This is a genomic window from Streptomyces sp. enrichment culture, assembly GCF_964273145.1.
In the GTDB taxonomy this organism is placed as follows: Bacteria; Actinomycetota; Actinomycetes; order Streptomycetales; family Streptomycetaceae; genus Streptomyces.
The window spans coordinates 863,197-884,969 of the sequence record NZ_OZ186873.1 but is presented as its reverse complement, the minus strand read 5'-3'; the positions used below and the strand labels follow the sequence as shown (position 1 = coordinate 884,969).

The following is a 21,773-nucleotide window of genomic DNA, read 5'->3' as shown; positions in this document are numbered from 1 at the left end:
CGGCCACCGTGCTGACCTGCGAGTCGCCGGACAATGCGCAGGTCGAGTGGGTGTTGACAGGCGGCGGCGGGGGGCCGGTAGGTTCGGCCGAGTCCACCACCGGACGCCCGACCGGGGAACTCTCCGCGCAAGCGTCGCGGCGCCGCTGGGTCAAGGACGGTGTCGCCGCACCGGGGCACCGCCACCGGGAGCCAGGCCCAGCGCCCGTGCCGCGCCCAGGGAACGTTTCGGCGGTCGGGAGGTGTGACCCGGGTGGGGCCCGGGCGCTCAGTAGACAACGGCTCTCGGTCGATCCGCAGCCAGCGGGTCCCAGGTCGGCCCGAAGGGCGCCGGGCCCCCATCCGCCGCGGAACCCCTCGGGACGCCTGCCGAAAGAGGCAGTCCTACCCGGCTTTTGTGAAAACGACACCACCATACGAACGCGCTGTCGCGTCATCGCAGGCCGGGCCCACTATGGTGGTCCTCTGCGTACGGACTCGAAGGGGCAGCAGTGAACGACGGCGACGGGACTCGCGCGGCAGGGGACCAGGAGAGACGGTTCGGCCCGCTCGGCACCGCCTTGGTGATCATTCCGACCTACAACGAGGCGGAGAACATCAGGGCGATCGTCGGCCGGGTGCGCGAAGCCGTCCCCGAGGCGCACGTGCTCGTGGCCGACGACAACAGCCCCGACGGCACCGGGAAGCTGGCCGACGAACTCGCCGCCGGGGACGACCACGTCCACGTCCTGCACCGCAAGGGCAAGGAGGGCCTGGGCGCCGCCTACCTCGCGGGCTTTCGCTGGGGACTGGAGCACGGCTACGGCGTGCTCGTCGAGATGGACGCTGACGGCTCCCACCAGCCGGAGGAACTGCCCCGTCTGCTGACCGCCCTCAAGGGCGCCGACCTGGTGCTCGGCTCGCGCTGGGTGCCCGGCGGGCGGGTGGTGAACTGGCCCAGGTCCCGCGAGATCATCTCCCGCGGCGGCAGCCTCTACTCCCGCCTGGCGCTCGACCTGCCGCTGCGCGACGTCACCGGCGGCTACCGCGCCTTCCGCCGGGAGACCCTGGAGGGCCTCGGCCTCGACGACGTCGCCTCCCAGGGCTACTGCTTCCAGGTCGACCTGGCCCGCCGCGCCATCAAGGCCGGCTACCACGTCGTCGAGGTGCCCATCACCTTCGTCGAGCGCGAGCTGGGCGACTCCAAGATGAGCCGCGACATCCTCGTGGAGGCCTTGTGGCGGGTCACCGCGTGGGGCGTGGGGGAGAGGGTCGACAAGGTCGTCAAACGCGGCAGGCCCGCGCAGCAGTGACGGGCCGGGGGCCGCGCCCGTACGCCGTGGGCGGTTCCCTTATCCTGCGCTGAGCCGGGTCCGGGCACACTGGAGACATGACGACTGGCGCTCAGACCCCCAGGTACCCCGCCCGGCCCCGGCGCTCCCGGCTGCGCACGTTCCTGCCGCTGGGACTCGCGGCCTGGCTCGTGCTGGAGGTCTGGCTGCTGACGGTGGTCGCGGGCGCGACGAGCGGCTTCGTGGTCCTCCTGCTGCTGGTGGCGGGTTTCGTCCTCGGCTCCGTGGTCGTCAAACGGGCCGGGCGCCGTGCGTTCCGCAATCTCACCGAGACGCTGCAGCAGTCCCAGGCGGTGCCCCCGGCCGCCCGCCCGAACAGCGAGGGCAACGGCCTGGTGATGCTGGGTGGCCTGCTCCTGATGATCCCGGGGCCGATCTCGGATGCGGCGGGTCTGCTCCTGCTGCTGCCCCCGGTCCAGAAGGCCGTGAGCCGCACCGCGCAGCGCACCTTCGAACGCAAGCTCCGCCAGGTCGCTCCGGGCACCCTGGGCGACGCCCTCCGGCAGGCCCGCATGCACCACCCGGACGGAAAGGTCGTCCAGGGCGAGGTCGTCCGGGACGAGCCGGGCACGGCGACGCGGGAGCAGTACCCGCCGCTGAACCGCTGACGCGGGCACGGACCGCACCCGCCCGGCGCGGACCGTGCGCGGACAGGACAAAGACCGCGGGCGCCGTACGTGATCTCACGTACGGCGCCCGCGGTCACCTGCACGGGCCGGGAACCTCGCCCGGTCCGCAGGGCCTACGCGGACTTGCGGCTGTCCCGCGGATGAACGGCGATGTTCATCGCGCCGGAGCGCAGAACGGCCAGCCGCTCCTCGAGGACCTCTTCGAGTTCCTCACGGGTCCGCCGCTCCATCAGCATGTCCCAGTGCGTACGCGCGGGCTTGGCCTTCTTCTCCTCCGGGCCGTCGCCGTCCACCAGGAGTGCCTGGGCCCCGCAGACCTTGCACTCCCACTCCGGCGGGATCTCCGCCTCGACCGAGAAGGGCATCTCGAACCGGTGCCCCTTCTCGCATGCGTACTCCACGGCCTGGCGCGGGGCCAGGTCGATGCCGCGGTCCGTCTCGTAGCTGGTCACCACGAGGCGCGTGCCGCGAAGAGCTCGCTCACTCATGAATCGTGCCTCCCGGGCTTGTCGCCCACAGGACAGGTGTCGCTGTCGTCGTCATCCGGTCAACGTCCGGTCGGCGGTGAAGATTCCCGTCCCGAGTCCCGTTCCGGGCCATGCGTCGCCGTCGTAGCCGCAGCCTTGTCAACCAGTGCAGTACCCTCCGCCATCCGGTTTGTCACCTCTGTTCGGAGATGTCACCCTGCGTTTTGACACCTTTGACGCGCAGTAACGGTACGCCTGGCGGGCCAAACGCGTACACTACCGCCCTTTCGTGCTCAGTGCTAAATCCTTTCGGGTGCGGGATTGCCCGCGTCGCGGATCGCCCGCCGGACCGGGACGCGGGCGAGCAGCAGGAAGCCGAGGACGAAGAACGTTACCAGCGAGACGATCGCGTCCCGGTAGCTGCCGGTGAGCTGGTAGGTGAGCCCGAACAGCAGCGGGCCCAGCCAGCTCGTGCCGCGGTCGCTCATCTCGTACGCCGCGAAGTACTCGGCCTCCTTGCCGGGCGGGACCAGGTGGGAGAAGAGGGAGCGGGACAGCGCCTGGCTGCCGCCGAGGACCAGTCCGATCCCGGCGGCCAGGACGAAGAACCACCCCGGCGCCCCGGCCGGGAGGAAGTATCCGGCCGCGAGTGTGACCGTCCAGGCGACCAGCGAGCCGAGGATCGTGCGCTTCGTGCCGTGGGCCCGGGCCAGCCGGCCCAGGACGAGGGCTCCCGCCACCGCGAGCACCTGCACCAGCAGCACGGCCACGATGAGGGTGGACTGTCCCAGTCCCAGTTCCTCGGAGCCGTAGACCGACGCCTGGGAGATCACCGTCTGGATGCCGTCGTTGTAGACGAGGTAGGCCAGCAGGAAGGCGAGGGTCAGCGGGTGGCGGCGCATGTCGCGCAGGGTGGCCGCGAGCTGCCGCCGGCCGGGCGGGGCCGTCCCCGGCGCGGCGGAGGGGCGGTCGCGCAACCGCCGCAGCGGCACGAGGGCGAACGCGCCCCACCACAGACCGGCCGACGCCAGGCAGACGCGGACCGCCGCGCTCTCGCTCAGGCCGAAGGAGTCGTGGGCGGTGTAGAGGACCAGGTCGGCCACCAGGACCAGGGCGCCGGCCGCGTACCCGAAGGCCCAGCCGCGGGAGGAGACGGCGTCGCGCTCCTCGGGCGCGGCGATCTGCGGCAGATAGGAGTTGTAGAGCATCATCGCCACGGACTGCGCCGCGTTGGCGACCACGAGCAGCGCCCCGCCGAGCAGGTACCGGTCGCCGTCGAGGAAGAACATGCCAGTCGTCGCCGCCGCCCCGGTGTAGGCGGCGGCGCCCAGCAGGGGCTTCCTGCGGCCGGTGCGGTCGGCCGCCGCCCCCGCCCAGGGCATCACCAGCACGGCGACGATCACCGACAGGGAGACGGAGTAGGCGAAGAACGCCCCGGCGCGCACCGGGATCCCCAAGGGGTGCACGAACCCGTCCGCGTCCGCCGCGGACTCGGCCACCGAGGTCAGATAGGGCCCCAGGAACACGGTGAGCACACTCGTCGAGTAGACGGAGCACGCCCAGTCGTAGAAGTACCAGCCGCGTTGCTCCCGCCGCCGCCCCGCCGCCTCGCCGGCCGGCCCCGTCCGCACGGTGTCGGTGCCCACCCGTGCCCTCGCTTCCCCGTGAACGCGCACCGTCCCGGGGCCCGGCCGGGGGTCTCAGACCCAGAGGCCGCGGTCCTCCATGACCTTGCGCAGTATGTCGATGTGATCGGTCATGATGCCATCCACGCCCAGATCCAGAAGGCGGTGCATGCGGTCGGGGTCGTTCACCGTCCACACGTGGACGTGCAGCCCGCGCGCGTGGGCGTCGCGCAGGAAGCGGCGGTCCACGACCCGGACGCCCGCCTGCGACTCGGGCACCTGGGCGGCCACCGCCGAGCGGCGCGGCACGGCCGGGAGCCCCCAGCTGCGCAGCCGCAGGGCCAGGACGCCCCGGGTGCCGTACGACGTGGCCAGGCGGGGGCCCGCCAGCCGCTGGGCGCGGGCCACGCGGGCCTCGGAGAACGAGCCGAGGCAGACCCGGTCCCAGGCGTTCGCGCGTTCGACCAGTTCCAGGAAGGGCAGCAGCGCCGGCTCCGCCTTGACGTCGACGTTCCAGCGCACCCCGGGGAAGGTCTCCAGCAGCTCCTCGAAGAGGGGCACCGGCTCCTCGCCCCTCACGCGCGCGTGCCGTACTTCCGCCCACGGCAGGTCGGCGATCCGGCCGGCGCCGTCCGTGACCCGGTCCAGGGTCGCGTCGTGGAAGGCGACGAGCCGGCCGTCCGCGGTGGCGTGGACGTCGGTCTCGATGTACCGGTAGCCCGCCGCCACCGCGCGCCGGAACTGGCGCACCGTGTTCTCCAGGCCGCCCGCCGCCCCGCCCCGGTGGGCGAAGGCGATCGGGCCGGGATGGTCGAGGTAGGGGTGGCGGATCGGCCGCGTCGGCGAGGTCACCGACGCAGTATTGCCCGGCGGGGGCGGCCCGTGGCAACCACCGTCCCGCCGCCCGGCGCCGGCGGGACGGCGAACACACGGAGGAACACCTGGGCGAGCGGGCCGATCGACACCGCGTACAGCAGGGTGCCGACGCCGGCCGAGCCGCCGAGGGCGAAGCCCGTCGCGACGACCGTGATCTCGACGGCCGTCCGCACCAGGCGCACCGACAGCCCGGTCCGCAGGTGCAGCCCCGTCATCAGCCCGTCGCGCGGGCCCGGGCCGAACCGCGCCGCGATGTACAGGCCGGTCGCCGCGCCGTTGAGGACGATCCCCGCCACCATGGACGCGATCCGCGCCGGCAGCCCGTGGGCGTCGGGCACCACGGCCAGCGTGGCGTCCACCGCGGCGCCGATCACCAGGACGTTGGAGACCGTCCCGAGCCCCGGCCGCTGGCGCAGCGGGATCCACAGCAGCAGCACCGCCGCGCCGACGACGGTCAGCACCAGGCCCATCGACAGGCCGGTCCGCTCCGCCAGACCCTGGTGCAGCACGTTCCACGGCTCCAGTCCGAGCCCCGACCGGACCAGCAGCGCGGAACTCGCGCCGTACAGCGCGAGGCCCCCGTAGAGCTGGGCCAGCCGCCGTGTGAGATGCGGTCGCCTGGACAAGGGCTGCCCCTTGGTGGTGGTAGTGGCCTGGTGCATGACACCCTGTGGCTCGATGGGGGACGCCATCTATGGCCAATTCGCGGAAGGTGGATTGATTTCCATGGCGCAGTGGACCTCGGCCGTGGGGGCGGCGCAGCTCGCGCGGCTGCTCGGCTCCCAGCAGGACCGCCCGGCCGGCCCGGGCACCCGCCGCCCGCCCGCCTACCGCGCGCTCGCCGACGGCATCCGGCTGCTGGTGCTGGAGGGGCGGGTGCCGGTGGCCGCGCGCCTGCCCGCCGAACGGGAACTGGCCCTCGCCCTGTCCGTCAGCCGCACCACGGTCGCCGCCGCCTACGAGGCCCTGCGCACCGAGGGCTTCCTGGAGTCCCGGCGCGGCGCCGGCAGCTGGACCGCCGTACCGGCCGGCAACCCGCTGCCCGCGCGCGGCCTGGAGCCGCTGCCGCCCGAGGCGCTCGGCTCGATGATCGACCTCGGCTGCGCGGCGCTCCCCGCGCCCGAGCCGTGGCTCACCCGCGCCGTACAGGGAGCCCTGGAGGAGCTGCCGCCGTACGCGCACACCCACGGCGACTACCCGGCCGGGCTGCCCGCGCTGCGTGCGATGATCGCCGAGCGCTACACCGCGCGCGGGATCCCGACCATGCCCGAACAGATCATGGTCACCACCGGTGCCATGGGCGCGATCGACGCCATCTGCCACCTCTTCGCCGGCCGTGGCGAGCGCATCGCCGTGGAGTCGCCGTCGTACGCCAACATCCTGCAGCTGATGCGGGAGGCGGGGGCGCGGCTGGTCCCGGTCGCGATGGCCGAGGGGCTCGCCGGGTGGGACGTGGACCGCTGGCGCCAGGTGCTGCGCGAGGCCGCGCCCCGGCTCGCCTACGTCGTCGCCGACTTCCACAACCCGACCGGCGCGCTCGCCGACGAGGACCAGCGGCGGCGGCTGGTGGACGCGGCCCGGTCGGCGGGGACCGTCCTGGTGGCCGACGAGACGATGAGCGAGCTGTGGCTGGACGAGGACGTCCGGATGCCGCGGCCCGTGTGCGCGTTCGACCCGGCCGGTTCGACCGTGATCACGGTGGGGTCGGCGAGCAAGGCCTTCTGGGCCGGCATGCGCATCGGATGGGTCCGTGCGGCCCCCGACGTGATCCGCAGCCTCGTCGCCGCGCGCGCCTACGCCGACCTGGGCACGCCCGTGCTGGAACAGCTGGCGGTGAACTGGCTGTTCAGCACCGGCGGCTGGGAGGAGGCCGTCTCGCAGCGCCGCCGCCAGGCCCGGGACAACCGGGACGCACTGGTGACGGCGGTGCGGCGGGAGCTGCCCGGCTGGGAGTTCGAGGTGCCCCGGGGCGGGCTCACGCTGTGGGTGCGCACCGGCGGCCTGTCGGGTTCGCGGCTCGCCGAGGCGGGGGAACGCGTGGGGGTCCGGGTGCCGTCGGGGCCGCGGTTCGGGGTCGACGGCGCCTTCGAGGGGTATGTGCGGCTGCCGTTCACCGTCGGCGGGGCGGTCGCGGAGGAGGCGGCGACCCGCCTGGCGGCGGCGGCGCGGGTGGTGGAGGACGGGGGGACGGCGGGGGTGGAGGCGCCGCGCACCTTCGTGGCGTGACGGCGCACCTTCGTGGGGTGGCGGACCGCGGTTTCGCCGGTGCCGATCCCCGGACCCTCCGGGTTTCCCGGGTCCTGCTTACGGCTTGGTAAGGGTCGGGACGGTCCTGGCGGGTGCGGTCTCCGGCTCCGCGAGGACCGGGGCCGGCTCGGCGGGGGCGGGACCCGCCGGGTTGTCGAGGGCCGGGACCGGCTCGGCGTGCCCGGGCCCCGGGTCGGGGAGGTCCGAGGACGTCCGCGGGGCCCGTTCCGGCTCGGCCGGGTCCGGGACCCTCTCCCCGCCGGCCGGCTCGGTGCGCGGCGGCAGCAGGGCCAGGACGGCCCGGCAGTGGGCTTCGTCGGCGCCGTCGTCGTAGGGGTCGGGCGTGGCCGGCACCTGGACGCGGTGCACCGGGCCCGTGCCCAGGCGGGCGTAGCCGCGGCCGGGCGGGACCCGGTCGACGGGCGTGGTCTGCGGGGGAGCGCCGAGGACGGCCCGCAGCTGATCCGCCGGGGCCGGGCCGAGGACGACACGCGCGCGCGTGTGCTGACGTACGGCGTCCCCGAGGAGGTCGACGCAGTCCAGCTGGTCGGCGACGACCACCGTCACGTTCGCTGCCCGGCCGTGCCGCAGCGGAACCTGGAGGAGCGACCGGAGGTCCCCGCGGTCGCCGGAGGCGTCCGGGTGGGTGAACGCGCTCGGACGGTCCACCAGGACCCACAGCGGCCGCCGAGTGTCGTCGGGGGGCGGGTGACCCTCCTGGCGGGCCCGGTTGACGGCGGTCAGCCGGCGCTCCGTCTCGTGGGCGGCCCATTCCAGGCTCGTCAGCGCCCCCGTCGGCCCGCACTCGACGGCCAGCACTCCGTCCCGGCCGACCAGGCAGGCGTACTCGCCGGTGCCGCCGCCGTCGACGATCAGGAGGTCGCCGTGCCGAAGGGCCTGGAGGGCGATCGAGCGCAGCAGGGTCGAGACGCCGCTGCCCGGCTGGCCGAGGACCAGCAGGTGCGGCTCGGTGGAGCGGAAGCCCGTGCGCCAGACGACCGGCGGCACGTCGCGCCGCTCCTCCCCCTGGAGCACCGGGAGCGTGCGCTGCACCTCGGTGGGGTCGGTGAAGCCGAGGACGGTCTCCCCGGGCGCCGTGACGAAGCGCTGGGCGGCGATGCCGGCGGGCAGCGGAGCCAGGGCGGTGACCGTGAGGTGGTTGGCCTCCTCGTCCCACGCGAAGTGGTACTCGCGGCCCCGTCCCGCCTTCGCCGCGAGCAGGTGCTCGATGCGGGCCCGGGACTCCGCCTCCCCGTCCCTGAAGTGCGCCGGGTAGTGGACGACCAGCCGCGCGAAGCGCCCGGCCTCGTCGAACTCGTACGCCGGGAAGGCCTTCTCCCACGTACCGCCGTGGGCGTACAGCGGGTCGGGGTCCTCGGCGAGCGAGAAGTAGGGGACCAGCGCCTCGTACAGCGACTTCAGGCGCAGGCTCTGGGCCCCGTCGGACCCCCCGGGCGCCGGCGGGGTGCGGTCCCGGCCCTGCCAGGCCGCCGCCGCCGTCAGCGTGACGACGGCGAGCAGCGGGCCGTACGGCACGAGCGCCACGACGAGGAACACCGAGGCCACCAGGAACAGCAGCGCGCCGCGCCGGTCCTTGGGGGTGTCGGTCCACCGGCGCCGCGCGGCCGCGGCCAGCCGCCGCAGACCGCGGGCGATCGTGATCAGCGGCTGGAGGACGTCGGCGGCACTGTCGGCCGCCGTCCGGGCCAGCTCCCGGCTCCGGGCGAGCTGGGCGCCGCCGTTGCTCAGAATGCGGGGGAGAGGGCGCCGGGCCACTCCTGCCTCCTGGGGGTGCGTACGGGCGGGATGCGTACGGGGACGGGGGCGGTCAGAACTTGATGCCGCCCAGGAGACCGGCCAGGCTCTCGCCGCCCGCCTTGATGCTCGGGGCGATCGCCGTGCTCGCCAGGTAGAAGCCGAACAGCATCGAGATGATCGCGTGGGACGGCTTGAGGCCGTCCTTGCGGAAGAAGATGAACACGACGATGCCGAGCAGGACCACGCCTGAAATGGAGAGGATCATGTGAGTTCTCCTGGTTCGCGGGGACAGTCACCATGAGTACTTCCAGGCTCACAGGATGTATCCGTACGATTAAAGGTGCAAATGGGGGAATTTCAGGCGATTTGCCCTGCTTGGCGGAAGGGTCGGCGGGCCGGTCGAGCGGCGCACTTGCGTACGGCCGGGTCTGCGGTGATCTTTACCTCCGGCGCGTCGGCTCATGTGCCGGGCGAGCCAGTACCCTGGCGATTCACCCGTACGGCTGCGCCGCTCGCCGCCGTACGCACCCAGTCCCCGACGTTCGAACGCGCACAGTGAGAGGTGGTCCGGCCGATGAGTGAAGCCCCCGACCCCGAGGTCGTGGAGCTGGCGACCAAGATCTTCGACCTGGCCCGGCAGGGGCGGACCGACGAGCTGGTGGCCTACGTGGACGCCGGCGTCCCGGCCAACCTCACCAACGACCGCGGCGACTCCCTCGTCATGCTCGCCGCCTACCACGGCCACGCCGAGGCGGTACGCGCCCTGCTGGCCCGCGGCGCCGACGCCGACCGTGTCAACGACCGGGGCCAGACCCCGCTCGCCGGCGCGGTCTTCAAGGGGGAGACCGAGGTGGCCAAGGCCCTCCTGGAGGGGGGAGCCGACCCCCGCGCGGGCACCCCGTCGGCCGTCGACACGGCCCGGATGTTCGGCCGGGCGGAGCTGCTGGAGCTGTTCGGCGAGCAGTGAGGCGAACCGCGCGGCGAGCGGTGAGCCGGGATCGCCCCCAGGGCTGATCCCGGCCTTCGGCCAGGGAAGACGACGACAACGGGGAGGCGGTACCGGGCCGCCGAAATTTCGGTCGCGGCGGGTGTGACCGCCGGGTCATCATGACGACGTGATTCACGGACGTGCTGGCCGGGCGGGTGTCGCCGCACCGCGCGGGCCGTGACGCGGTCCGCACGGGCCACCGACGAGAGGCAGAGGAAGATGGTCTACAGCAAGCAGGAAACGGCGGGCGCCCCGACGTGTCGTCACGCGGCCAGGTAATGCACGTCCCCGGTTGCGTCGACGCTTGATGTGAGGCTGTTTCCCATGTTCGATCCGGTCATAGCGCCCAGCGGCACGCTGCTCGGCCTGCTCCAACGGGGCCGCGGCGACGGCACACTGCACGCGCTCACCGCCCCGCGCGCCGAGGCTCTGACGGCACTGAACCACTGCGTGCTCCACGATCCCCGCCACGACTGGCAGGTGGAGAACCGCTCCCTGTACTACGCCCGCCTCCACCTCGACCTCGACGGGGAACTGGACGCGATCGAGGCCCACCTCTTCGACTCCGAGGACCTCCTCGACACCGACGAGTCGCGCACCGGCCTCGCCCTCGCCGTCCTGGGCCACCTCGCCTCCTACGGCCGGCAGGACGCCCTCGCCCTGCTGCGCCGGTACGCCGCCCACGGCACCAACTGGGCCTGGGCGCTGGACGAACTCGCCCTGCGCGACGACGACGCCGGACTGCGCGCCCTCGCCGAACCCGTCCTGGCCCGCTTCCCGGACGACGCCGAGGGAGAGGCCGAGCTGGCGGCCGCCGTGCGCGACGCCTTCGAGCCCCGCCCCTGGCGCCTGTGGGCCGACGACCCACGGCCGTCGATCGCCACGCGCGTGCGCGCCGCCCGGGAAACCGGCTGCTTCGACCGCTGGCAGCGGCAGATGCGGCCGACCGGGCCCCGCCCCGGGTGGAGCGTTCGGGCCGTCTTCGAATGGGCCCGGCAGGGCCTGGAACGCGGCGCCGCGCTCCACGTCCCCGCCGCCCGCTGCCTCATGGCCGTCGCCGGCCCCGGGGACCGGCACGAGATCGTCGAGGCCGCCCGCCACGGCGACGACGGCGCCCGCTGTACCGCGTTGCGCTATCTCGCCGACAGCGACGATCCCGCCGCCCTCGGCCTGATCGAGGACGCCGCGGCCACCGGTTCGACGGTCGTCGTGGAGGCCGCCGTCGACGCCTTCGAACGCATGCGCAGCGCCGCCGCCGTCGACCGGGCCCGCGGCTGGGCCCGCCGCCCCGACGCGCTGGGCGCCGCCGCCGCACGCGTCCTCGCCTGCCGGGGCGGAGCGCAGGACCGGGACCTGGTCCTCACCGCCCTGCGGGAAGCCGTACGGGGCGAGGGACCCGACGCGCCGACCCTGTGGACCCTCGTCGACGGCGCCGGACGGCTCGGCATCGCCTGCGCCGCCCCCGTGCTCCGGCACGTCTACCGCGAGACCGCCTCCTCCCACCTGCGAGGCCGGGCCGCCCGCGCCCTCGCCGCCACCGACCCCTCCTTCGCCGCCGGCTTCGCCGTCGAGTGCCTGTGGGACTGCGAGGAGACCACCCGCGAACTCGCCGCCCGGCACGCCGAGACCGGTGACCTGCGGGTCGTGGAGCGGCTGCGCCGACTCGCCGCCGACCCGGCGGAGGAGGCCGAGGTGCAGACGGCCGTGCGCAGCCGCATCGGGCCGGACACGGCGACGCTGTGACCCCCGCGCGGGCCGCGGGGCCGGGCGCGTGAGGGCCTCGGGGCCCGCACGGGGCTTCGAGGCCTGTACGCGCGCCGGGACAGGACGGCCGCGGACCGGCCGTACGGGTCGCGCGCGACCGCTGTGGCCCCGTGCGGACGGCGAGGAGCGGAGCGGTGGGCCGCCCGCCGGGTGAACCCGCGGTGACCGCAGTGGCCGGTGGGCCAGGCGGGCGTGGACGGATCGGGGGCCGCCCGGGTGCGCGGCCAACGCTCATGGGACGTTCCTCGCCAGGAAAGATCGACGTTGACGCGGCCACGTCCCGTACGGCGACAACACCCGTATGCGTGTCGTCATCGTGACCGAGTCCTTCCCCCCCGATGTGAACGGCGTGGCCCACTGCGCGCTCCAGACCGCCCGGCACCTCGTCGACCGCGGTCACGCCCCCCTCGTCGTCGCCCCCGCCCCGGCCCCCGGGAGCGAGCCCGCGGCCCAGGCGCCGTGCCCCGTCGTCCACGTGCCCTCGCTCCCGCTGCCCGGCTACCCGCAGGTCCGGATCGCCCTGCCCGGCCGGCGCCTGGCCGCGGCCCTCGCCGGGCACCGCGCCGACCTCGTCCACCTGGCCGGGCCCTTCGTACTCGGCGTCCGCGGCATGGCGGCCGCCGGCCGGCTCGGCATCCCCACCGTGGCCGTCTACCAGACCGACCTGGCCGGATACGCCCGGACGTACCTGGGCGCCGGCGAGGCGGCGGCCTGGCGGCGCCTGAGGGCCGTGCACACCGCCGCCGACCTCACCCTCGCCCCGTCCAGCGCCGCCGCGCACGACCTCCGGGCGCACGGCGTGCCCCGGGTCGCGCTGTGGCCGCGCGGAGTGGACACCGTCCGCTTCCGGCCCGGCCGGCGCGACGCGGCGCTGCGCCGCGCACTCGCCCCGGACGGCGAACTGATCGTCGGCTACGTCGGACGGCTCGCCGCCGAGAAGCACGTCGAGCTGCTGGCCGGTGTCTGCGGCCTGGAGGGGGTGCGGGTCGTGGTCGTCGGCGACGGGCCCAGCCGCCCCGGACTGGAGCAGGCGCTGCCGGGCGCCGTCTTCCTGGGCCGCCGCACCGGCGACGAGCTGGCCCGGATCTTCGCCTCGCTCGACGTCTTCGCGCACACCGGCCCCTTCGAGACCTTCTGCCAGACCGTGCAGGAGGCCATGGCCAGCGGGGTGCCCGTCGTCGCGCCCGCCGCGGGGGGCCCGCTGGACCTGGTCGCCCACGGGCGCACCGGACTGCTGGTCCCGCCGCGCGACGCCGCCGCCCTGCGGGACGCCGTGTGGTCCCTGGCCGCCGACCCGGCACTGCGGGCCGCCTACGGGGCGGCCGGGCGCGCCGCCGTCGAGGGACGCACCTGGGCGGCCGTCGGCGACCGGCTCCTCGGCCACTACGCGGACGTGCTCGCCGTACGGACACCGGCGGTGGCGGCGTGAACGGGCCGCGCCCGCGCGGGTTGCGGATCGTCCGGCTCGCCAACTTCGTCGCCCCCGCCTCCGGCGGTCTGCGCACCGCGCTGCGCGAACTCGGCAAGGGCTACCTGGCCGCGGGACACGAGCCCGTCCTGATCGTCCCCGGCGCCCGCGCGAGCGACCGCGGGACCGGGCAGGGCCGGGTGATCACCCTGCCCGGGCCGCCGCTGCCCGGCACCGGCGGCTACCGCGTCCTCACCGGCAGGCGGCGCCTGGCCCGGCTCCTGGAGGAGCTGGCGCCGGACCGGCTGGAGGTGTCCGACCGCACGACGCTGCGCTGGACCGGCACCTGGGCGCGGCGCAACCGGGTCCCCGCCGTGATGGTCTCCCACGAGACCGCCGACGGTGTGCTGCGCACCTGGGGGCTGCCCGAGGGGGCCGCCCGGCGTGCCGCCGACGCCCTCAACCTCCGCACGGCCCACGCGTACGCGCGCGTGGTGTGCACCACCGAGTTCGCGGAGCGGGAGTTCGCGCGGATCGGGGCGCGCAACGTCGTACGGGCCCCGCTCGGCGTCGACCTGGCCGCGCGGCACCCGGGCCTGCGGGACGCGGCGCTGCGGGCGCGGTACGCGCGCGCGGACGAGACGCTGCTGGTGATGTGCTCCCGGCTGTCCGTGGAGAAGCGGCCCGGCACCGCCCTGGACGCCCTGCGGGCACTGCGGCGGCGCGGACGGCGTGCGGTGCTGGTGGTGGCGGGGGACGGGCCGCTGCGCCCACGGCTGGAGCGGCGGGCGCGGGAGGGCGCGCTCCCGGTTTCCTTCCTCGGCCACGTGTCCGACCGCGGCCTGCTCGGGGCGCTGCAGGCGTCCGCCGACGTCTGCCTGGCACCGGGCCCCGCCGAGACGTTCGGGCTCGCCGCGCTGGAGGCGCTGGCGTGCGGGACGCCCGTGGTCGCCAGCGCCTCCTCCGCGCTGCCCGAGGTGATCGGCGGGGCCGGGACCGTCGCCGCCGACGACGGGGAAAGCGTGGCGTACGCCGTGGACCTGCTGCTCGAACGCCCGGAGGCGGACCGGCGGGAGGCCGCACGCGCGCGTGCGGGGCACTTCGGGTGGGACACCGCGGTCGCGGCGTTCCTCGCCGCCCACGACGCGGCGGTCCCGGTACGTCCCGCCGCCCCGCAGGGGCGGTGAGGTCCCTCCGGGCGCTTCCGCGGCGGGGAGCGGCCGGAGGCGGCGGGCTCAGCGGCGGCGCACGGCCACGAAGCGCACCGGGGTGCCCGGCCTGGCCTGGGCCGCGGCCGGGAGGTCGGCCGCGCGGGCGACGCCGATCACCGGGTAGCCGCCGGTGGTGGGATGGTCGGCCAGGAACACGACCGGCCTGCCGTCGGGCGGCACCTGGACGGCCCCCAGGACCATGCCCTCGCTGGGAAGTTCGCCGGTGCGGGCCCGGGCGAGGGCCGGGCCGTCCACACGCAGGCCGATGCGGTTGCTCGCGGACGAGACCCGGTACGTGCGGCGGGTGAACGTCCGTACCGCCTCCGGCGTGAACCAGTCGTCGCGCGGGCCGAGCACGACCCGCAGCACCAGCTCGGCGGGGGGCGCGGGCTGCGGGGCGGCGTCCACGCGCGCGCGAGGGACGCCGGGACGTCCCAGAGGCAGCACGGCGCCGTCCGCCAGGGGCGGCGGGCCGAGCCCCGACAGCAGGTCGGTGGAGCGGCTGCCGAGCACCGGCTCGACGGCGACGCCGCCGGAGAGGGCCACGTAGCCGCGCACGCCGGACACGGCGGTCCCCACCTCCAGGAGGGCCCCGGCGGGTACGTGGACGGGCGCCCCCCAGGGGGCGGGGCGCCCGTCCACCGCCACCGGGCAGGGGGCGCCGCCGACCGCCGCGGTGACCGCGGAGCGGGGGCGCAGCGCACAGCCGTCGAGGGTGGTCTCCAGGACGGCGGCCTGCGGCGGATTGCCGACCAGCCGGTTGACGAGCGCCGCCGCGGGCGCGTCGAGCGCCCCGGACCGGGGAACCCCGAGATGGGCGTGTCCGGGGCGGCCGGTGTCCTGCACGGTGGTCAGGGCGCCGGCCCGGACGACGACGAGCGCACGGTCCGTCACGGGTGCCCCCGGTCGACGAAGCGGACGCGCGTCCCCGGCGACAGCAGCGCCGCCGGCACGCGCGTGTGGTCCCACAGCACGGCGTCCGTCGTGCCGATCAGCTGCCAGCCGCCGGGCGACGAGCGCGGGTACACCCCCGTGTACGGACCCGCCAGCGCGACGGAGCCGGCCGGGACGGCCGTGCGCGGGGTGTCCCGGCGCGGGACGTGGTAGCGCGCCGGCAGACCCGTCAGATAACCGAAGCCGGGCGCGAACCCGCAGAAGGCGACGCGGAACTCGGTGCCCGCGTGGATGCGGGCCGCCTCCCGCTCGGTCACGCCCCAGCGCGCGGCGACGTCGGCCAGGTCCGGGCCGTCGTAGCGGACCGGGAGCTCGACGACGTCCCCCACGCGCGGGGGAGCGGGCGGGACCTCGGCGGCGGTCAGCTCGGCCGCCAGGCGGACCGGGTCCGCGAGACCGTCCAGGAGGACCGTGCGGGCCGCCGGGACGATCTCCCGGACCGTGAGCGAACCCTCCGCGCGGCGCCGCAGCAGCTCCGCGTGGAGCGCCTCGGCCTCCTCGCCGCAGGCCACCTCGACGAGGAGGGCGTCGTCACCGGCCGGCCGGACGTTCACGCGAAGGCCTCCACCCGGACGCCGGCCGCCTCCAGCCGGTCCCGGACCCGGCGGGCCAGGTCCACCGCACCGGGCGTGTCGCCGTGCACGCACAGCGAACGCGCGCGCACCCCGATGCGGGCCCCGGAAAGGGCGGTGACCGTGCCGGAGCGGGCCAGGCCCACCGACCGCTCCACGACGGCCTCGGGATCGGTGACCACGGCGCCGTCCCGGCCGCGCGGCACGAGCGTGCCCTCGTCGGTGTAGGCCCGGTCGGCGAACGCCTCCGCGACGACCGGGAGGCCGGCCCGGGCGGCCAGTTCCAGCAGCCGCGATCCGGGCAGGCCCAGCACGGGCAGCTCCGCGCCCGCGATCAGCACGCCCTCGACGACCGCCGCGGCCTGCTCCGCGTCGTGCACGACGCGGTTGTAGAGGGCGCCGTGCGGTTTGACGTACGCCACGCGGGCGCCCGCCGCGCGCGCGAAGACCTCCAGGGCGCCGATCTGGTAGGCCACTTCGGCGGCCAGCTCGGCGGGCGGCACGTCCATCGCGCGCCGTCCGAACCCGGCCAGGTCCCGGTAGGAGACCTGCGCGCCGATCGTCACCCCCCGCTCCGCCGCCAGTTCGCACACCCGCCGCATGGTGGCCGGGTCCCCGGCGTGGAAGCCGCAGGCCACGTTGGCGCTGGTGACGACCGACAGCAGCCCCTCGTCATCGGTGAGCCGCCAGCGGCCGAAGCCCTCTGCGAGATCGGCGTTCAGGTCGATCGACGTCATGTCTCCAGTGTCTCCGGTTCCTCGGTCTCTCCGGGGTCTGCGGGCCGCCTTGTACGGCCCCTGCCCGCCCGCCGGGCCCGGCCCCGCGGGCGGGCGGAATCGCGCGGGGCGCCCGTCGGGCCGCGCGGTACTGCGCGTCGCGGACGTCGGTGAGGAACACCTGCTCCGGTGCGCGCGTGATCGCGAACGGCGGGCGGGAGGCCGCCGCCGCGGGGTCCGCCAGGCCCTCGCGGAAGCGGGCGCGGGCCGTTCCCGGGCTCCGCTCGCGCGCGTGCTCGTCGGCGAGGACCAGGGGGCGGTCCCCCGCCGCGGCCGGCGTGCGGTCGTCGTCCGCGGTGTTCACGCCAGTTCCTTTCCGCGCGTCTCGGGAAGCCCCAGCAGGGCCAGGGCCGCGAGGCCGTAGCCGATCGCGCCGAACACCAGCGCGCCGCCCACGCCCCAGCCGCCGGCGAGGAAGCCGACCGCCGTGGGGAAGACCGCGCCCGCGGCCCGCCCCGCGTTGTACGTGAAGCCCTGGCCGGTGCCGCGCACGGCCGTCGGATAGAGCTCGGCCAGGTACGAGCCGAAGCCGCTGAAGATCGCCGACATGCAGAACCCCAGCGGGAAGCCCAGCACGAGCAGCAGGGTGCCGGCGCCGCCCGGGATGTTCGCGTACGCCACGATGCACACCGCCGACAGCAGGGCGAACAGCCAGATGTTGCGCCGCCGCCCCAGCCGGTCGGTGAGGTAGCCGCCGGTGAGGTAACCGGTGAAGGCGCCCGAGATCAGGAACGTCAGGTAGCCGCCGGTGCCGACGACCGACAGTCCGCGCTCGCTCTTCAGGTACGTCGGCACCCAGGTGGCCAGGGTGTAGTAACCGCCCTGGACGCCCGTGGACAGCAGCCCGGCGAGGAGCGTGGTGCGCAGCAGACCGGGTGTCCCCGCCCGGCCCGGCGTGAAGATCGCCGCGAACGAGCCCTTCCGCGGACTTCGCTCGCGTGCCGCGGCCGCCTCCGGGGCGTCGTGCACGCTGCGCCGCACCCACACCACCAGCAGCGCGGGGAGGGCACCGGTCCAGAACATGACGCGCCAGGCCAGGTCGTCGCCGGCCAGCGAGAACACCGCCGTGTACACGATCACCGCCAGTCCCCAGCCCACGGCCCAGGCGCTCTGGACCGCGCCGAGGGTGCGGCCCCGGTGCCGGGCACCGGCGTACTCGGCGACCAGGATCGCGCCGACCGCCCACTCGCCGCCGAAGCCGAGGCCCTGCAGGGCCCGGAAAACCAGCAGTGTCCCGTAGTCGGGGGCGAAGCCGCAGGCCACCGTGAACACCGCGTACGTGATCACAGTCAGCAGCAGGGCCCTGACCCGGCCGATCCGGTCGGCGAGCACGCCCGCCAGGGCGCCGCCGATCGCGGAGACCACCAGGGTGACGGTGGTGAGCAGGCCGGTCTGGCCGCTGTCCAGGCCGAAGTACGTGGCCAGGGCGACCATGCTCAGCGGGAGCGTGAAGTAGTCGTACGAGTCGAGGGCGTAGCCGCCGAACGCGCCGCCGAAGGCGCGACGGCCCCGCGGACCCAGGGCGCGCAGCCAGCCGAAGGCGCCGTCCCCGGCGCCGTTCCCACCCGGCTCGCCCGTGCCGGGACGGGCGTCGGCGGTGGTCGGTGCCTGCGGTGGAGGGGTCGAGCTCATGGGCACCTCGCAGAGGGGGACGGAGGGTGCTGGGTCGCGAGCCGGTCCGCGCGGGGCGGCGACGGCGCGGTGAGGGGGCGCCGCCGTGCACAGCACCGTAGAGGATCGTTCAACGATCCCTCAATACTTGTGTTGTCTCGTTCTTGTGTCCTGCGATTGAATTCCGGCATGGCAGAGCCGATGGCCCAACTGGCCGACGACCGCGCCCTCCTGGGTCGCACCAGCACCGCGGAACGGGTCGCCGACATCCTCCGCAGCCGGATCGCCGAAGGCTTCTTCCCACCGGGGACCCGGCTGTCGGAGGACAGCATCGGCGGTGCCCTGGGCGTCTCCCGCAACACGCTCCGCGAGGCGTTCCGGCTGCTCACCCACGAACGCCTGCTCGTCCACGAGCTGAACCGGGGCGTCTTCGTCCGGGTCCTGACCGTCGAGGACGTCGAGGACATCTACCGCACCCGCGCCCTCGTCGAGTGCGCCGTGGTCCGGGGGCTCGGCGAGCCGCCGTACGGCCTGGACGCGCTCGCCGGCGCCGTGGAGGAGGGGCGGCGCGCGGCCCGCGAGGGCGACTGGAAGGGCGTGGGCACGGCCAACATCCACTTCCACCGGGAGCTGGTGGCCCTCGCCGGCAGCGAGCGCACCGACGAGCTGATGCGCAGCGTCTTCGCCGAACTGCGCCTCGCCTTCCACGTGGTGGACGACCCGCGGGGCCTGCACGAGCCGTACATGGCCCGGAACCTGCAGATCCTGGGGGCTTTGGAGACCGGGGACCGCCAGGCCGCCGAACGGCTGCTCGCGGTCTACCTCGCCGACTCGCTGGAGCGGGTCGTGGAGGTGTACCGGCGGCGGGTCGGGGACGAGGCGCGCTAGCGGGGAGGCGGGCGCAGCGCGGCGGGCCGACGGCGGCCGGTCATGCGTACGGACGCCGGCGCGATCACGGTGGCACCGGGGCGAGCCCGGGCCGTTTGGGCCGTTGTCAGACCGAGGACCTAGTCTGTGCACCGTGACTTCGCCTGCACCGACGGAGAGTGTTCCGTCCCAGCTCAGCGCGGGGCCGCGCCCTGCCGCGGGCCCGGCCGCCGACGAGGGACTGGCGCGGCGGCTGCGCGCGCTCGCCTGCACCGCGCCGCTGCACGACCTCGACGCGCGCAAGGCCAATCTCGCGGGCGAGTACTCGGTGTACGGCATGGCGGAGATCGCCCTCGCCGCCATCGACCTCGTCACGCTGAACATGGACTTCGACACGGGCGCCGACCACGAGCAGATCGTCGCCCGGCTGATTCCGCGCATCGCCGCGCAGGCCCCGCGGCGGCCGGCCGCCGAGCACGAGCGGGTGGCCCGCTGGGTCCTGGAGAACCTGATCAACGTCGGCAGCGCCGACCGCGGCTTCCGCGTGGTGTACGGCACGTTCGACCCGGACGGCAGCTACGTCCGGCGCGACTACGACTTCAAACTGATCGAGGAGGTCCCCGGCCCCGGCGGCACCGTCTACCTGCGGACGACGGACGAGGCGGTCAACGTCCTCGTCGGCGCCCTCGACACCGATGTCACCAGCGCCCAGATCGCCGCCGAGGTCAAACTGGAGGTGCTGATCAGCCGCGGCCGGCTCGCCGACGCGCAACTCGCCGCCGAGCAGGCCCGGTACCGGACCGTGCAGTACTCCGAGACGCTGCGCAAGGCGCTGGAGGCGACCCGGCGCAACGTCCGCGCGGTGGACTGGCTCAACGCCGTGCCCGACATGATCGCCGAGGCGCTCGACCACGTCGCCGACCGCTACCGCCACGAGAACGCGATCCTCACCAACATCCGCAAGGCCCGCGACGAGGCCGAGGACCCCGAGCACAAGCGCCGCGCCGCCGAACTCGTCGACATCGTCAAGGACTGCATCCGCCGCCACACCCAGCTCCAGTCCCGGCTGCTGGAGGCCGGCCCCCTCTTCCGCGCCGAACAGGACCGGCAGGCCTTCGCCACGCCCGCGGTCGGCTCGGGCCTGGACCTCTACGGCCACCTCGTCGCCCCCCTCCTGCCGCTGCCCGTGGAGCAGGCCCTCCGCGTCACCGACGCCTTCTTCGCGCACGGCACCGGGCTGCGCACCCCGGTCTCCGTCCGGGTCGGCGACCTCGTCGACCTCCTGCTGACCCCGCCCGTGGAGCGGGAGCACCTCGGTGCCGAGATGCCCGAGCCCGACCTGATCGCCACCCCTGACGACAGCCGCTTCAGCGAGGAGCAGCTCGCCGCGGCGATGGAGCTGCTCGACCTGCCGCACGACGCGCCGCGCCGTCTGTCGGGCCTGCTGGCCGACGCCCGCAGGCGCGATCCCGAGCTGCCGTACCTCGTCGCCCTGCTGGCGATCCACGCGGCCAGCCCGCCCGTCGGCACCGCCTACCGGCAGGGCGAGGAGAAGCTGCTGTTCGCCGTGGACGACGGCGTCGAGCTGGACGACCCCGAGTTCGGCGGCGCCGACCTCATCGTCGGCACCGCCCTGCTGGACGCGGCCGGCATGGCGGCGGACCGGACGGAGGCCGCATGAGCAGCGCCCCGCACCCCGCGTCCCCGCGCCCCCCGCACCGGGCCGGGACGCACCCGCACCACCCGCACGAGCACCACAGCAGCAAGGAGCACCGCCCGTGACCGAGCACGTCGACCGGAGCGAGCCGGAGACCGGTGCCGCCGCACCGGCGTCCACGACGGTCACGCCCGCCGACGCCGCCGACGCGGCCCGGCTCGTCGCCTTCGGCCTCCAGCCCAAGCTGCTGCCCGCGCGCGACCAGGAGTACGCCGACCTGCTGCGCCGCTACCGCGAGGACCCGCCCTTCGCCCGCCTGGCCGACGCCGTGGCCGCCGGGCTCGGACTGGTCGTGCTGGAGGTGTCCCCGCGCGCGGGCATGGCGGTGACCGCCGCCGAGGACTCGGTGTTCGCCGTCCGCATGGGCGACTACGCGCGTCGCGCCGCCGCCGACTCCGGCGACCGCTTCCTGCACGGGCTGGCCCATCTCGCCGTCGCCGCCCTGGCCTTCCCCCGCCCCGAGGACCTCGCCGACGACGGCTACGTCGGGCGCGTCACCGTCAACGGCGTCGACGCCTTCGTGCGCCAGGCTTGCCGGCGGCTGGAGGAACGGGCCGCGGAGCAGGGCGAGAACACCGACCCGGCCACCGACGCGCCCGGACTGGAGGCCGCCTGGCGGATCTGGGCCAGACGCAGCGCGACCGGCGCCACCAAGGACGCCCGCAGGCTCCCCGGCTCGACCACCGGCATCGTCGGCAAGGCCGTCGCCTTCCTCACCGACTCCGGGTTCCTGCAGCGCACCGGCGACGACAACGGCGGCACGTACCGCACCACGGCCCGCTACCAGCTCCAGGTGCGCGACATGGCGGGCAGCGCCGCCATGGCCGAACTGCTGGAGCTGGGCGTCGTCCCGGTCACCGACGGCACGCCGACGCTGCTGCCCGCCGAGGAGGGCGACGACCTGGAGCTGGTGGCCGACGCCGGGCTGCCGTTCCACTCGTCCTGAGCCGCCGGCCCCCGACGAACCATCTGA

20 protein-coding genes are annotated in these 21,773 nt (G+C 75.2%); 10 read left to right on the top strand and 10 right to left on the bottom strand.

The window, feature by feature from the left end; genetic code table 11:
• Positions 1 to 490: 490 nt before the first annotated feature.
• Together ACSU6Z_RS04025 and fxsA are read left to right on the top strand one after the other, a co-directional pair.
• Positions 491 to 1,291 (top strand): polyprenol monophosphomannose synthase, encoded by an 801-nt coding sequence (locus ACSU6Z_RS04025; protein WP_437042918.1) that lies wholly within the window; start codon positions 491 to 493, stop codon positions 1,289 to 1,291.
• A 77-nt stretch (positions 1,292 to 1,368) separates the two neighbouring features.
• The gene (gene fxsA / locus ACSU6Z_RS04020; protein ID WP_437042916.1) at positions 1,369 to 1,938 is read left to right on the top strand and encodes an FxsA family membrane protein; all 570 of its coding nucleotides are present in this window, start codon (positions 1,369 to 1,371) and stop codon (positions 1,936 to 1,938) included.
• A 134-nt stretch (positions 1,939 to 2,072) separates the two neighbouring features.
• Here fxsA and ACSU6Z_RS04015 read toward each other — a convergent pair whose 3' ends face one another.
• The 4 genes from ACSU6Z_RS04015 to ACSU6Z_RS04000 all read right to left on the bottom strand — a co-directional run bounded on the left by ACSU6Z_RS04015 (position 2,073) and on the right by ACSU6Z_RS04000 (position 5,589).
• Positions 2,073 to 2,447, bottom strand: coding sequence for an RNA polymerase-binding protein RbpA (locus tag ACSU6Z_RS04015; RefSeq protein ID WP_003977404.1), 375 nt, complete (start codon positions 2,445 to 2,447; stop codon positions 2,073 to 2,075).
• A 278-nt stretch (positions 2,448 to 2,725) separates the two neighbouring features.
• Complete coding sequence (locus tag ACSU6Z_RS04010) at positions 2,726 to 4,072, bottom strand: MFS transporter (RefSeq protein ID WP_437042914.1); 1,347 nt, start codon at positions 4,070 to 4,072, stop codon at positions 2,726 to 2,728.
• Between the two features lie 54 nt (positions 4,073 to 4,126).
• Complete coding sequence (locus tag ACSU6Z_RS04005; protein WP_437042912.1) at positions 4,127 to 4,903, bottom strand: glycerophosphodiester phosphodiesterase; 777 nt, start codon at positions 4,901 to 4,903, stop codon at positions 4,127 to 4,129.
• Positions 4,900 to 5,589, bottom strand: a complete 690-nt coding sequence (locus tag ACSU6Z_RS04000) for a YczE/YyaS/YitT family protein (RefSeq protein WP_437042910.1) — start codon at positions 5,587 to 5,589, stop codon at positions 4,900 to 4,902. Before ACSU6Z_RS04000 ends, ACSU6Z_RS04005 begins: the two co-directional genes overlap by 4 nt.
• A 64-nt stretch (positions 5,590 to 5,653) precedes the next feature.
• Here ACSU6Z_RS04000 and ACSU6Z_RS03995 point away from each other — a divergent pair, with 64 nt between their 5' ends.
• Entirely contained in the window at positions 5,654 to 7,153 is a 1,500-nt protein-coding gene (locus tag ACSU6Z_RS03995) for a PLP-dependent aminotransferase family protein (RefSeq protein ID WP_437042908.1), read from the top strand.
• A 78-nt stretch (positions 7,154 to 7,231) separates the two neighbouring features.
• Here the strand turns inward: ACSU6Z_RS03995 and ACSU6Z_RS03990 are convergent, their stop codons facing one another.
• Complete coding sequence (locus ACSU6Z_RS03990; protein WP_437042906.1) at positions 7,232 to 8,950, bottom strand: hypothetical protein; 1,719 nt, start codon at positions 8,948 to 8,950, stop codon at positions 7,232 to 7,234.
• Positions 8,951 to 9,002: 52 nt separating this feature from the next.
• On the bottom strand, positions 9,003 to 9,197 hold the full coding sequence (locus ACSU6Z_RS03985; protein ID WP_029382988.1) for a hypothetical protein: 195 nt from the start codon (positions 9,195 to 9,197) through the stop codon (positions 9,003 to 9,005).
• A 309-nt stretch (positions 9,198 to 9,506) separates the two neighbouring features.
• On the opposite strand from ACSU6Z_RS03985, the gene ACSU6Z_RS03980 reads away from it, so the two are divergent.
• The 4 genes from ACSU6Z_RS03980 to ACSU6Z_RS03965 all read left to right on the top strand — a co-directional run bounded on the left by ACSU6Z_RS03980 (position 9,507) and on the right by ACSU6Z_RS03965 (position 14,279).
• A complete protein-coding gene (locus ACSU6Z_RS03980; RefSeq protein ID WP_437042904.1) occupies positions 9,507 to 9,899 on the top strand; it encodes an ankyrin repeat domain-containing protein in 393 nt (130 codons plus the stop codon).
• A gap of 345 nt (positions 9,900 to 10,244) precedes the next feature.
• Positions 10,245 to 11,663: a HEAT repeat domain-containing protein gene (locus tag ACSU6Z_RS03975; RefSeq protein WP_437042902.1), complete on the top strand. Its 1,419-nt coding sequence runs from the start codon at positions 10,245 to 10,247 to the stop codon at positions 11,661 to 11,663.
• A 322-nt stretch (positions 11,664 to 11,985) separates the two neighbouring features.
• The gene (locus ACSU6Z_RS03970) at positions 11,986 to 13,113 is read left to right on the top strand and encodes a glycosyltransferase family 4 protein (RefSeq protein ID WP_437042900.1); all 1,128 of its coding nucleotides are present in this window, start codon (positions 11,986 to 11,988) and stop codon (positions 13,111 to 13,113) included.
• Positions 13,110 to 14,279: a glycosyltransferase gene (locus tag ACSU6Z_RS03965; protein WP_437042898.1), complete on the top strand. Its 1,170-nt coding sequence runs from the start codon at positions 13,110 to 13,112 to the stop codon at positions 14,277 to 14,279. Before ACSU6Z_RS03970 ends, ACSU6Z_RS03965 begins: the two co-directional genes overlap by 4 nt.
• A gap of 48 nt (positions 14,280 to 14,327) precedes the next feature.
• On the opposite strand, the gene ACSU6Z_RS03960 is transcribed toward ACSU6Z_RS03965, so the two are convergent.
• The 4 genes from ACSU6Z_RS03960 to ACSU6Z_RS03945 all read right to left on the bottom strand — a co-directional run bounded on the left by ACSU6Z_RS03960 (position 14,328) and on the right by ACSU6Z_RS03945 (position 18,237).
• The gene (locus ACSU6Z_RS03960; protein ID WP_437042896.1) at positions 14,328 to 15,197 is read right to left on the bottom strand and encodes a biotin-dependent carboxyltransferase family protein; all 870 of its coding nucleotides are present in this window, start codon (positions 15,195 to 15,197) and stop codon (positions 14,328 to 14,330) included.
• Positions 15,194 to 15,811 (bottom strand): 5-oxoprolinase subunit B family protein, encoded by a 618-nt coding sequence (locus tag ACSU6Z_RS03955; RefSeq protein ID WP_437042894.1) that lies wholly within the window; start codon positions 15,809 to 15,811, stop codon positions 15,194 to 15,196. Before ACSU6Z_RS03955 ends, ACSU6Z_RS03960 begins: the two co-directional genes overlap by 4 nt.
• Positions 15,808 to 16,566, bottom strand: a complete 759-nt coding sequence (locus ACSU6Z_RS03950) for a LamB/YcsF family protein (RefSeq protein ID WP_437042892.1) — start codon at positions 16,564 to 16,566, stop codon at positions 15,808 to 15,810. The genes ACSU6Z_RS03955 and ACSU6Z_RS03950 overlap by 4 nt, the downstream gene beginning before the upstream one ends.
• A 339-nt stretch (positions 16,567 to 16,905) precedes the next feature.
• A complete protein-coding gene (locus ACSU6Z_RS03945; protein WP_437042890.1) occupies positions 16,906 to 18,237 on the bottom strand; it encodes an MFS transporter in 1,332 nt (443 codons plus the stop codon).
• Between the two features lie 168 nt (positions 18,238 to 18,405).
• Between ACSU6Z_RS03945 and ACSU6Z_RS03940 the strand changes: the two genes are divergently transcribed.
• The 3 genes from ACSU6Z_RS03940 (at position 18,406) to ACSU6Z_RS03930 (ending at position 21,746) form a co-directional block, all read left to right on the top strand.
• Positions 18,406 to 19,104 carry a GntR family transcriptional regulator gene (locus ACSU6Z_RS03940; RefSeq protein WP_437042888.1) on the top strand — a complete coding sequence of 233 codons (699 nt, stop codon included), beginning with the start codon at positions 18,406 to 18,408 and terminating at the stop codon, positions 19,102 to 19,104.
• A 133-nt stretch (positions 19,105 to 19,237) separates the two neighbouring features.
• Positions 19,238 to 20,764, top strand: a complete 1,527-nt coding sequence (locus tag ACSU6Z_RS03935) for a hypothetical protein (protein ID WP_437042887.1) — start codon at positions 19,238 to 19,240, stop codon at positions 20,762 to 20,764.
• Between the two features lie 97 nt (positions 20,765 to 20,861).
• Positions 20,862 to 21,746 (top strand): hypothetical protein, encoded by an 885-nt coding sequence (locus ACSU6Z_RS03930; protein WP_437042885.1) that lies wholly within the window; start codon positions 20,862 to 20,864, stop codon positions 21,744 to 21,746.
• Positions 21,747 to 21,773 lie beyond the last annotated feature (27 nt).